Annotated in this window: 10 protein-coding genes and 1 pseudogene; 4 read left to right on the top strand and 7 right to left on the bottom strand. The window is 54.8% G+C overall.

Annotated elements, in window-relative coordinates; all coding sequences use genetic code 11:
• Window positions 1-230 precede the first annotated feature (230 nt).
• The gene (locus tag F3H58_RS26225; RefSeq protein WP_149744340.1) at window positions 231-797 is read right to left on the bottom strand and encodes an FMN-dependent NADH-azoreductase; all 567 of its coding nucleotides are present in this window, start codon (window positions 795-797) and stop codon (window positions 231-233) included.
• A 135-nt stretch (window positions 798-932) separates the two neighbouring features.
• Here F3H58_RS26225 and F3H58_RS26220 point away from each other — a divergent pair, with 135 nt between their 5' ends.
• Together F3H58_RS26220 and F3H58_RS26215 are read left to right on the top strand one after the other, a co-directional pair.
• Window positions 933-1,262, top strand: a complete 330-nt coding sequence (locus tag F3H58_RS26220) for a winged helix-turn-helix transcriptional regulator (RefSeq protein WP_149744342.1) — start codon at window positions 933-935, stop codon at window positions 1,260-1,262.
• Between the two features lie 313 nt (window positions 1,263-1,575).
• A pseudogene (locus tag F3H58_RS26215) lies at window positions 1,576-3,111 on the top strand (IS3 family transposase).
• 358 nt (window positions 3,112-3,469) lie between these two features.
• Here F3H58_RS26215 and F3H58_RS26210 read toward each other — a convergent pair.
• Genes F3H58_RS26210 through F3H58_RS26185 form a run of 6 tightly spaced genes read right to left on the bottom strand, consistent with a single transcriptional unit; the run spans window position 3,470 to window position 8,933 of the window.
• Window positions 3,470-4,288 (bottom strand): inositol monophosphatase family protein, encoded by an 819-nt coding sequence (locus F3H58_RS26210; RefSeq protein WP_149744339.1) that lies wholly within the window; start codon window positions 4,286-4,288, stop codon window positions 3,470-3,472.
• Window positions 4,289-4,304: 16 nt separating this feature from the next.
• Complete coding sequence (locus tag F3H58_RS26205; RefSeq protein ID WP_149744338.1) at window positions 4,305-5,021, bottom strand: DUF1868 domain-containing protein; 717 nt, start codon at window positions 5,019-5,021, stop codon at window positions 4,305-4,307.
• A gap of 21 nt (window positions 5,022-5,042) precedes the next feature.
• Window positions 5,043-6,134 (bottom strand): ABC transporter substrate-binding protein, encoded by a 1,092-nt coding sequence (locus F3H58_RS26200; RefSeq protein ID WP_188129088.1) that lies wholly within the window; start codon window positions 6,132-6,134, stop codon window positions 5,043-5,045.
• Between the two features lie 35 nt (window positions 6,135-6,169).
• The gene (locus F3H58_RS26195) at window positions 6,170-6,994 is read right to left on the bottom strand and encodes an ABC transporter permease (RefSeq protein WP_149744336.1); all 825 of its coding nucleotides are present in this window, start codon (window positions 6,992-6,994) and stop codon (window positions 6,170-6,172) included.
• A complete protein-coding gene (locus F3H58_RS26190; protein WP_149744335.1) occupies window positions 6,994-7,869 on the bottom strand; it encodes an ABC transporter permease in 876 nt (291 codons plus the stop codon). Before F3H58_RS26190 ends, F3H58_RS26195 begins: the two co-directional genes overlap by 1 nt.
• Window positions 7,866-8,933 (bottom strand): ABC transporter ATP-binding protein, encoded by a 1,068-nt coding sequence (locus F3H58_RS26185; protein ID WP_149744334.1) that lies wholly within the window; start codon window positions 8,931-8,933, stop codon window positions 7,866-7,868. The genes F3H58_RS26190 and F3H58_RS26185 overlap by 4 nt, the downstream gene beginning before the upstream one ends.
• 134 nt (window positions 8,934-9,067) lie before the next feature.
• On the opposite strand from F3H58_RS26185, the gene F3H58_RS26180 reads away from it, so the two are divergent.
• Both F3H58_RS26180 and F3H58_RS26175 read left to right on the top strand, forming a co-directional pair.
• On the top strand, window positions 9,068-10,210 hold the full coding sequence (locus F3H58_RS26180; RefSeq protein ID WP_149744333.1) for an ROK family transcriptional regulator: 1,143 nt from the start codon (window positions 9,068-9,070) through the stop codon (window positions 10,208-10,210).
• Window positions 10,211-10,720: 510 nt separating this feature from the next.
• Window positions 10,721-11,847 (top strand): IS3 family transposase gene (locus F3H58_RS26175; protein WP_149744332.1). Its coding sequence is split into 2 segments (ribosomal slippage): window positions 10,721-10,949 and window positions 10,949-11,847, totalling 1,128 coding nucleotides; the frame shifts between segments, so codons are not numbered across the junction.
• Window positions 11,848-11,879 lie beyond the last annotated feature (32 nt).

Below are 11,879 nucleotides of genomic sequence, written 5' to 3'. Positions count from 1 at the left end.
CCGCGTCTGGCTCAAAGCAGGCAGCGACCAGGCGCTCTTTGTCTTCTCGTGACCAGCGCCGACGGCGCTCTACGGACGTGATCACCTCAATTGCATGCTTCGTCATATGACTGCTCCTAGTGTTACCACTAGGACTGGCAGCCAGAAGGCCGTCATCGCAAGACGGCCTTCACCGTGGGCTTACGGCAGCACGGTCTTTGGCGACGCAGTTGGCGTCAGTGTTCACGCCGCTACTTAAGAGTAAGCGCCGCGATCGAGCGTTCAGCCCCCGCGATCGCCGCCGCTTTCTCCTCTGCTCCGACGAGCAAGCCCTCGGCTATCACGAACTCAGGCGCTATGCCAATGAAGCCAAGAACTGCCCTCAGATAGGTTTCGACATGCTCGTACCCTGTCATAGGTCCATCCTCCTTGTAGAAGCCGCCTCTTGAGAGCGCCACGATGATGCGCTTGTCGCCTGCCATCCCGACCGGACCCGTTTCCCCATAGCGAAACGTTTTGCCGGCGATGAGAACGCGGTCGATCCAGGCCTTGAGCTGGCTCGATACCGCGAAATTATACATTGGCGCCCCAATCACGACGATATCGGTGGCCAGAAACTCGTCGAGCACCAAGGTGCTTTCCCCCGGCGGAGGCATGTCGGCCAGCGTCAAATGACCCAAAGGCGCGGCGACGAGATCGCGATAAGTAATCTCCAGATCGGGAGAAAGGGCTTTAAGATGACTGACGATTTTAGCGGAGAGCTGGCGACTGACCGATTTCTCGCCTGTAATGGCGCTATCGATATGCAGAAGTTTCATTTTGTGCCTCACTTACAATTTGTTTCTGCCTTCTATTTGCGATAGGACAATGGTCGCCGCAAGACGGCACATTTTTGTAACCGGAGGCACTTTGGTGTGACCGACAACCGCATCGAACATGATCCAGGAAACTGCATGCTCGTCGTCGATGTGCTGGCAAGAGTGGGCAGCAAATGGAGCATCCTTATCATCGGCGCACTCGGCCAAGGCCCGCGCCGCTTCAGTGAACTGAAGCGCGACGTACAGGGCATTTCCCAGCGGATGCTGACACTGACTGTTCGCGGGCTGGAGAGGGACGGTCTGATTGAGAGAACTGTTACACCCAGCATACCGCCGCGCGTCGATTATGCCCTCACCGAGCTCGGCCGCTCCTTACTGTCGCCGGTCAACGCTCTCGCCGAGTGGGCATCCAAAAACCGGACGGCTGTAGAACGCGCGCGCGTCGCGTTCGACAAAAGTGCATAGTGGTACCAGAGGGTCGCAAAACACCATCTCTAATCCTTGAAGGGGCTGGTGACTGTCAGGCTATTTTGGCTGCTCGGACGGCAGGCTGCGCTACTGGCCAATCAATGCCGAGATGCGCTATGTGGGGAGCATGAGTGATCCGACAGAAGACCAACTCGCCGCGCTCGGCGCTGCGTTCGAGACCTAAAAGAGAGGAGAAAAAGCCAATCTCTTGACCAACGCATAGTCAAAAAACCATACGAAGAGCTGGTTCACTTCTCGGTGGGAAAACCGGGGGTGCGGACGAAAACTTGGACCACCAAGGAGGTAGTTCATGTATTCCTACGCAGACAGACTTCGAGCGGTTGAGCTCTATATCCGGCTGGGCAAGCGACTTAACGCGACCATTCGCCAGCTGGGATATCCCACCAAGAATGCGTTGAGGGGTTGGTATCGCGAATACGTACAGCATCTCGACCTACGTATTCAGCCGGTAGCGCGAGCGCCAAAATATTCAGAGGCTCAGAGGCAGGCGGCACTTGAGCACTTTCGCACCCATGATCGTTGCATCTCTGCGACGATGAGGGCGCTCGGCTATCCCGGTCGAGGAACTCTAACCGCATGGGTTCGTGAGGCGTTTCCGGAGGCGCGGACATCGATGGTCGGTCGATCGTGGCACCCTGGCTATTCCAAAGAGGTCCGGCAAGCGGGGGTCATCGGATTATGCAGTGGAGATGAAAGCGCTCAACAGGTCGCTGACCGACTGGGCGTCTCAAGACCGACATTGTATGGCTGGAAAAACCAGCTACTCGGTCACGAGGCTCCCTCATCCATGAAACGCCGCAAATCCAACCCCAAGCTGCCTGAACGTGAAGAGCTCGAGCGACAGCTTGAAGCCCTCCAGCGTGATGTCCGCCAGTTACAACTCGAGCATGATCTCCTGAAGAAGGCCAACGAACTGTCAAAAAGACCTGGGCGTCGATCTGCAGATCCTGAGTAATCGGGAGAAGACCCAGCTGATTGACGCCCTTAAGGACGTTTACCGCTTGCCAGAGCTGCTTGCCCAGCTTCGGACTGCCCGCAGCTCCTACTTCTACCATCGCGCCCGCATGTGCCTGGCAGACAAGTATGCCGCCGTCCGCCACAGCCTAGCGGAAATCTTTAAAGAGAACCGTCGTTGTTACGGCTACCGCAGACTACAGGCGTCACTGGCCAGGAAGAGCGTGATCGACTCGGAAAAAGTTGTCCAGCGATTGATGAAGCAGCAGCAGTTGGTCGTTGCCAGACCACGCCGACGGCGTTTCGGATCATATCTGGGAGAAATCAGTCCGGCACCCGAGAATCTGATCAATCGCGACTTCCATGCAGAAGCGCCGAACGTGAAGTGGCTGACAGACATCACCGAGTTCCAGATCCCAGCAGGCAAGGTGTACCTTTCGCCCTCATCGACTGCTTTGACGGCATGGTCATCAGCTGGTCCATCGGAACCCAACCGGATGCGGGCCTCGTCAACACCATGTTGGATGCAGCCATTGGCACCGTGACAGACGGCAAAGAAAGGCCGATCATCCATTCTGATCGCGGAGCCCACTATCGCTGGCCCGGCTGGTTAACCCGTATCAGCGAAGCAAACTTGATTCGCTCGATGTCCAGAAAGGGATGCTCGCAAGACAACGCGGCGTGCGAAGGGTTCTTCGGTCGGTTGAAAACGGAACTTTTTTATCCACGGGATTGGAAGGCCATCACGATCGAGCAGTTCCTGGCAGAGGTGGACGCCTACATCCGATGGTACAATGAAACGCGCATCAAAATATCACTGGGATCACTCAGCCCGGTCGAATATCGTAAGAGCCTCGGCCTAGGCATTTAAACAGTCCAACTTTTTATCCGCACCCCCACCGGCTCAGTTCCGCGTGGAAACCAACATGTGGGAGATGTCACGATTCCATACGATCACTTCAAGGCCGCTCACGTCCACGGGTCGCGATCTCCGAACCCATCTTCCCGAAACCGGCGATCCCAACACGCCTCGGGTTGACATCGGACGCTCGGTGTCCCTAAACGGTTGGTGCTCTTTAGTTCGAGGCTATTGCCGTCGTCGCGCATCAAAAAATCTATGTTGCCGGCCTTCGCCGTCACATTGATCATCTTACCCGTACGAGTCAAAGTGCTTGTCTCGAAGAACCAGATCAGATCGCCGTCTGGTAACTCGTCTGAGGTTCAGCCGGTCAGAAAAAAGCCTGCCAAGGCTGGTATGCCGATCCGGTATCCGGAGGAGACCTCCTGTTAACTTTTTCGAATATCTTGGCGACGCCGCAGGCGAAGTTGAAAGGTTGCGGATCGGCTGCGGCCTTCCATTGTACGGAGTGACGAAGCCCGAGCTCCTCGGCGATTACTGCAGCGGCGCACACGTCCCAAATTCTTTCACCCAATCCAATATATAAATCAGCCTTACCCAATAACACCTGGAGCAGGCTTGCCGTGCCGCAACCGAGCCGTCGCTCGATTCCATTCAAATCGGAGCGAATGAGCACGCTCAGTTTTTCCGCATCGCCTTTGGCGGCGCTTGCGGGCGATGAACCGGTCATGATAACAGGCGCAGGTGGGTCCTGTCTCAGCGTGTCAGCTTCGACAGGCTGGCCGTTCAGGACGACTCCCCCGCCTTTGACGGCGACAATGGTGATGTCCATGGCGGGCGCATGTATAATTCCGGCCTTCGGTTGGCCATCCTCGACCAGCCCGATTGAGATACTCCACCAGGGAAGGCCCCGCATATAGTTAGCGGTGCCGTCAATAGGATCGATCACCCAAAGTCGGGGTCCGTTCCCCTGATACGCGCTGCCCTCTTCACCAAGCACCGAATCGTCAGGAAAAGCTTTTCTGATCGCTTCGACTACTCCCTGCTCAACCGCTTTATCTGCCGCGGTGACAAAATCCAAAGGACCTTTAGCTTCTACCCTCAAATCAGCAGGTCGTTGCTGGTGATGGGTCGCAAGCTCCCCCGCAAGCCGTGCGGTTTTGTCCAGCAGACGAATCAAGTCGTTCATATGGGCTCCTCACAGGTTACTTCAGGAAAAACTGCCGGCGAAATTCGAACATGTCGTCGAAAAAACAGAACTCCGGTGCGGCAAGCTCGAACTCAGTTGGCATGTCCTGAAGGCGATTGAACAAAATCTTGTCCAGCGCCGAGCGTTCGTCATCTGTTGGAAAGCGTATAAAATAGGCGATGCTCAGATGGAAACCATATTCTTCATGGAAGGGATGCCTGATCTGAAGTTCTTTCGACAGGCGATCCCTTAAGTTTCTGATCCTAGCGTCTTCTGCGGTATCTACTGGCTCAAGGTGAAGGCCAATTCCATCCACACGTGGCGTGTATCCCGAGATGCGCATCCGAAAACTTGGCGTCGTATTCATATCGAAGGCCGAAAGCTTTCTGGAAAAAGCTGCATTGCATTCTGCCAGAGGCGCATCGGCCGGCAGGTCCGCAGGCCAAAAACCAGGTGTTCTCACTTGATCACAGACCCCTTCAAATACAGTCATATGCCAGCTTGACGGTGGCAGGAGAGTGTAGAGCGCCTCGTTGTTGCATCCGTCCAATTCAAGAGCGAGTTGCGTCAGTCGCGTGTGCAGTTCGCTGTCCTGAGATAAGTGGCAGATAATCGTGTTTCCTGGGAATGGGCGTACGGCACCGTCCACCGTAAACTTGCTGGGTACGCCGGACGGGCGGGCACCCAGAGCGCCAGTTAACAAATGATGCTCGTTTAATTCAAAGTTCTTCATGTCAGGAATATTGCCTTCTGCTTATTTACCGAGGACGATCTTTTCGAGAAACTGGTTCTTGACTGCATCTGCGTCTTTGATCGCGAGGAAATTGACAGAGTAAGCCCTTTGCTCGGCGGGAACTCCTCCCTGAACGCCCTTCGCATCGCTGTTGACCGGAGAAGCTCCCAGTTCCTTGGCAAAGAGGTTTTGCGTCTCAGCCGAGGTCAGCCAATCAACGAAGAGCAGTGCGGCAGCTTTATGTTTTGCGTTCGCCGCTACGCCGATGGCGTTGCCACCACCTGGCATGCCAAATTTGGGGATGTAGAACTTCATCCGCTTATCGACCTCACCTGACTTCTGCAGACTTGCCAGATGATCCTCCCATGCCGCTACAAGCTGGAATTCTCCGCCATTCAGGCGAGTGAGGCTATCCGCATTCGAGGACGTGAAACCGTAGCTTTCCTTGCTTGATTTGAACCAATCCCAGGCTGCCTGATAGTTGCCAGCCTTTAGATTGTCCTGCGAAACGGTCAGGCGAACTACCGTCTGGACGAAGGCGTTACCCGCGCCCCCACCACGTGGATCGTTGAAGGCAAAGCCTTGAGGGTTGGCCTGGATCCAGGCAGTCAGCTCTTCGAAACTCTGCGGGAGCTTTTTCTCATCGATCTGGGTTGGGTCGTAGGCGAGGCCCGTCTGGTTGCCCCACCATGCGACGGCGTAACCCTTGCCATCACCACCGTTGATTTTGGTTCGCAGTTTGGAATAGCTCGGAAGAATATCGAGCGGACCAAGGAGGGATGCAGTCACATCGACTTGAGGAAGGCGATCGCCCGGAACAGACATCACATCGATATCGCCCTCTGCTCTGCTTCGTTCCGCGACAAACTTGCTGATGTTTGCATCGACGGTACCGTCCGGGATTGTGACCTTGATACCATACTTCTCTGTGAAAATTTTTGTGAGCTCCCGGAAACGGGGCTGTAGCGCCCAATAATACCAGACTACCTCGCCCTCTATTTTTGCCTGAGCGACAATGTCTTTCCATGGTTTTTTGATTATATCGTCCGCAGCCAGTGCGGGACTGGCGAAGATTGTTGCCACGAGTGTGGCGGACATGATGGCTTTCAGCATTTCGTACTCCTCAGGCGGGTTCTTGTGATGACATGTCATCCCTTGCCACCCATCGTAACGGCGCCGTCGCTTTTCAGCAGTCGCTCGAACAGGAGCATGAGAATGACATTGGGGACGACCAAGATAAGCGACACCACGGCCGCGTTTGGTCTAACGAAATTGTATCCGAGGTACGAATAGAGGATCGTCGGAACAGTGGTCAAATCGGGTGAGCCAAGCGTGAACGAGATGGCAAACTCTTCGATACTCAAAATGAAGACCATCACGAGTGCCGCAAAGATACCGGGCTTCAGCACCGGCAGATATGCCGCCGAGAAGCGAGCCCAACGGCTTGCGCCAAGATCTCGGGCAGCATGGACTAGGTCGTCGCGAACCTGCGAAAACGAAACCGTGAGGATGCGTATGGCATAGGGCAGAAACAACACCACATGTCCGAGAACGATACCGCCAAATTTGTTGTAGACGCCGATCTTGTAGAGAAGCGCGGTAAAAAACAGCGCGATCACGAAGCTTGGGACGACCAAAGGCAAAAGCGCAAGCATCTGAGCCGCTTCCTTACCTCGAAACTCCAAGCGACCAAATGCGTAGGCGGTCGGAGTAGCCAGCAAAAGTGTCATCACAGCCACGATTGGCGCCAGTGTGTAGCTGTTGCGCATTGCGGTCGGCAGGCTTGTCGTTTCCCACATCTCGGCCCAACGCCGGAAGGACAGTTGCTTTGGAAACAGATCGGGATAGCTCCATGATGTTCCCGGATCGACGACCGACCAAAGCAGTGCCATCCCGAATGGAACAGCCAGCCAGAGGGCAAGCACCAGAGCCAGCCCGGAGGACAGCAGGAGACGAACGGATGATTTCTGCATTATCGCCTCCCCCACGCGATCAGCACTTGGGCGACACCGGCAAGCAGCAATGATCCGAAGAGCGCGACAGCCATCAGCACGATGGCGACAACAGCAGCCTCATTCCACTGTCCGAACTCTCTTTGTACGGTGTACATATGCTGGGCAAGCGAGCTGGTATTGGATGGTCCGGCAACGACCTGGAAAGAATAGTCGCCTGCAGCACCGATGAAGATGATGATCAGCCCGGCCTGCATAGCCTTCAGGGTCAAGGGTAGAATGATTTTGCGAAAACGGACCAACGCGCCGGCGCCAAGATCACGCGCAGCATCGAGCAAGTCGTCATGAATGGACTGAACTGCAGCTGTCAAAAGCAGCAATGCAAACGGGAGCTGTTTCCAGACCTGGAGAAACATAACCATTAGCCCGTAGCGGTCGTTCTGCATCCTCATCGGCTTGTCAATAATGCCAAGCGCCAGTAGCGATTCATTCAGGAAGCCGTGGAAGGCGATGACATTCACGAACAGGAAAGCCGCTACGAGGCCTGGCACCATCATTGGCGCTTTCAGCAGCCCGCTTATAATGCTCGCGCCGATAAACGGTTTGCGCAGCCACAACGCCAGGGGAAAGGCAAGGGAAATGGCGAGCACTGACGACACGAGTGCAATTTTCAACGAATATATAACAGCACCTTGCAAAATCGGTGAAGTCAGCTGTCTGCGCCAGAAATCGAGTGAAAATCCGCTTTCTCCAGAAAAATTGAAGTAACCGACAGACTGTGCGGCTGCCATGCCGATAACCGTGCCAATCAGGATTAGGATTAGGCCTAACCCGGGCGCCAGGAGAAGCGTCAATCCGATGAATCGTCGCCACTGCGTTTCGCCGACCGATGTCATTGCGCCGCCTCCAGCACCGAGATCTTTTCGGGCGCTATCGAGATCGTCACATTGGAATTGACGGGCAGTGGCTTGCGGGTCTGAAACCGATAGGTTTCTGCAGACTTATCACAGCGCAGAAGCACATCGGTAAAGTTCCCCTGAAATGCCTGCGCCACGGCAGACGCAACAAGGTTGTTCATTCCGATGCCGGAGCCGGAAACGATGACCGCATCCTCCGGGCGCCAGCAGATGTAATAGCTCCGCTCCGTCAGATCCTTGTCGGTCTCGACTTCAAAATCGGCGACGCCAGTGCGCAGTTTCCAGGTTGTGGGCGCCACCTTTCCAATGACCTCGGCTCTATGGATATTCGCTGCGCCTATAAAATCGGCGACGAACCGCGTAGCCGGCCGGTCGTAAATGTCGGTTGGCGTTCCAATCTGAGCAACACGACCGGCATTCATTACGACAATCCGGTCGGACATTGCGAGTGCTTCCGCCTGGTCATGCGTTACGTAGACAGCGGTGAAACCATGCTCAGCCTGCAGGGCGCGCAATTCGAAACGCACCTGCTCGCGCAGCTTTGCATCCAAGTTGGACAGAGGTTCGTCGAATAAAATGATACCCGGTCTCGTAGCAATCGCGCGGGCAAGCGCCACTCGCTGCTGTTGTCCTCCCGAAAGCGCGGATGGTAATTTTTCAGCGTGAGCCTCGAGATCGACTTGCCGAAGAACTGTCTTGAGGCGCTCGTCGCATTCTTCCTTGGGGATGCGATTTTGCTTGGGTCCAAACAAGATATTTTCCGAAACCGTCAGATGCGGAAACAACGCATAAGACTGGAAACACATCGACGTATTGCGTTTTTCAGGCGGACGGTCAGTGACGTCTGTGCCGTCGATCAGAAAGCGTCCAGTCGAGATCGAGTGGAAGCCAGCTATTGCCTTTAGAAGGGTTGTCTTGCCACAACCAGACGGACCAAGGAGGGTCAGGAACTCCCCAGGTTTTGCGTTGATCGTGATATCCCGAAGAACCTCAAATCCATTGGGAAAGGTCTTCGATACGCGATCGATTTCGAGTTTTGCCATACATTGTCCTCCCGAGCCGGTCGCATTCCCATTATGTTCACGGCATGAACTTATGATATATTCATGACATGAACATGACAAGCCGCTATCGTAAATTTCGTGGGGAATGGCGAAGTACGTAGGAGATCTGAGTTTTGAAAGAGGTAGTTGAAGCACTGGGAGTTCAGTTGGGGCTGACTGATGTCGAGTATCAGGTGCTTCGTTATATCAGGCTAAATCCTGGCCGCAGTCGAACGGAGATTGCGGCTTCACTAAACTTGTCCAAGTCGATGCTAACAAAAGCCGTTTCGAAGTTTGTTCAGATCGAGCTTGTGATCGAGCAACAGGTGACACTCGAACATGGCGAACGAGGGAAACCGCCTGTCCTGCTGTCCTTGAGAGGTGACAGGTTTCATAGCATAGGCGTTTACGTAAACCGGCAAATCTGCGCTGTCGTTCGAGCCGACCTCAGCGGCAATGTCCTCTATAAATTCCAGAAAACATTGACGTCCGAATTGGCTATCGAAGACATAGTACGCGAGGTGGAAAACGCGATCAGATCTAGCAGGGTACCGGTCATTGGTATCGGTTATGCAGTGCCAGCGATTATCGCTGACGATGGCGAATTATTCGAGGTGACACCGACACAGGCGACTTTGCCTATATCTGGAATTGTGTCAGCCATTCGGTCTCGTTTTCAGATGCCGGTCTTTTGGGAAAACGACGCTTTTTGCTCAGCTACATATGAGGCAAACAGTGCGTTTTCCGATCGGCGATGCGTGTTCTACACGGCCCTGGGTTTCGGCGTTGGGGGTGGTGTGACGTTCAACGGCTCCGTCTTCCGAGGTGCCTACAATCAGGCGGCCAATATCGGTGGTCTCATTCCGGAAACCGGGCCGCGACCAAGTTTGACCGACTTAGCAAAGTACCTCAATTACGAGCTCAGAGACCTTTCGTATGAGCGCCTGTCAGAACTATTTGCGGCAAAGGACAGGAAGCTTTCCACGTGGATCGAAGACCGCGGTGCTCGAATGTCGCAACCACTTTCGGCATCAGTTCAGTTCTTCAATCCGGACGCTATTCTCATCGGCGGATTTTTTCCACGCGCGATTCTGGAAGCAATTTGCGCCAACATCTCGCTCGACGTTTACGATGTAACCGGTCGTCGCCCTCTCACTAGGCCAATTGTTCAAGTTTCGCGATCTCTTGGGCCACAGGGAACCGCCGAGGCAGCTTCGTTTCTTCCGATTGCCGCATTGATCTTGGGACAAAAGGCGCTTTCAGCTGCCCATGAATAGAATCTGCGACCAGGTCGGCTTGCTCGAGTTCGCTACGAGTTTCTGATCGGTCAAACGTCCCTTACCACTTCCGCGCTAGCGGAAGCGGCACGCAGATAGCCTCACGTGAAGGTGATCGAACAGATCAAAAATGAAGATCATCCTTAGAATATCATCTCAGATTACCTTAATGCGGGTCGCTGACTCGTGCACCTGTCCGAAAAGAAAGAATCGTCCTCGGTGGCTTAAAAAGCTGAAACTGACGCCTCGTTGGCGCAAAGGGTGACGGCACGCATTGCGTGCGAGGAATGCGGTAATCACTACCGTGCCTGAACCGCGAGCACACCCAAGTCAGCACCAAACTGAACAGCGCTAAAAAGAACCACGTCAACGCAAATCGGGAGTTCGTTTAGAACCGGGGTGAACCGCGCCGGCTTTGCCGGAGACCCCAACTCGTGAGAAGTAGGGTCTATGAATAGCCCCGCGATTTGTAGACACCTTCTTTCCTAATTTTGAGGCAAGAAGAGCATCATGGGCAAATCGAATTTCAGCGAAGAGTTTAAGCGTGACGCGGTGCGGCAGATCACGGAGCGTGGCTATCCGGTGGCTGAGGTGTCGCAGCGTCTCGGCGTCAGCCAGCATTCGCTGTATGAATGGAAGAAGAAGTTTGCTGGGTCGGACTCCAAGGGCAACGACGAGGCCGAGGAGATCAGGCGGCTGAAGAAGGAACTGGCTCGCGTCACTGAGGAACGCGATATCCTAAAAAAAGCGGCCGCGTATTTCGCCAGGGATGCAAAGTGAAGTACGCGTTCATTGCTTTGCATCGCTTGCAGTTTTCGGTGCGGACGATGTGCCGCCTTCTGCGGGTTCACCCGAGTGGATTTTACACCTGGCTGAAGAACCCGCTGAGCAGGCGAGCCAATGAGGACAAGCGACAGACCGATCTGCTCCTGAAGGCATGGGAAGAGAGCGGCAAGGTCTACGGTTATCGCAAGCTGCACGACGACCTCCTCGATCAGGGAGAGATGTGCTGCCCGAACCGGGTCGCGCGCCTGACGCGTCTCGCCGGAATAAAGGCGCAGATCGGCTACAAACGCCGTCCCGGCATCTATGGCGGCAGACCGTCTGTCGTCGTCGATAATAAGCTCGACCGGCAATTCGACGTAGCAGCTCCGGACAAGGCCTGGGTCACGGACATCACTTACATTCGAACCTGCGAAGGTTTCGCTTACCTTGCGGTTGTCATCGACCTCTATTCTCGCCGGGTCATCGGCTGGGCAGTGCAGAGCCGACAGACCACGGACGTCGTATTGCAGGCGCTGCTCATGGCGGTGTGGCGACGCAAACCGAGAGACAAGGTGCTGATCCACTCGGATCAGGGCTCGCAGTTTACCAGCATGGACTGGGCCGCGTTCCTCAGGCACCACAATCTGGTTCACTCGATGAGCCGACGCGGCAACTGCCATGACAATGCGGTGGCCGAGAGCTTCTTCAATCTTCTGAAACGAGAGAGGATACGTCGCAGGGTTTACCGTTCACGCGATGAAGCACGCCAGGACGTGTTCGACTACATCGAAATGTTCTATAACCCGAAACGCAAACACGTCAGGAACGGGATGCTGTCGCCCGTCGAGTTCGAGAAGCAGAAGAAAATCTAACCCGAGGGTGTCTACGAACTCGGGGCTATTCA

It is taken from the genome of Rhizobium sp. NFACC06-2 (genome assembly GCF_900101425.1).
Taxonomy (GTDB): Bacteria; Pseudomonadota; Alphaproteobacteria; order Rhizobiales; family Rhizobiaceae; genus Agrobacterium; species Agrobacterium leguminum.
The sequence above is the reverse complement of the archived record's forward strand: the minus strand, read 5'-3'. Positions and strand labels throughout refer to the sequence as shown.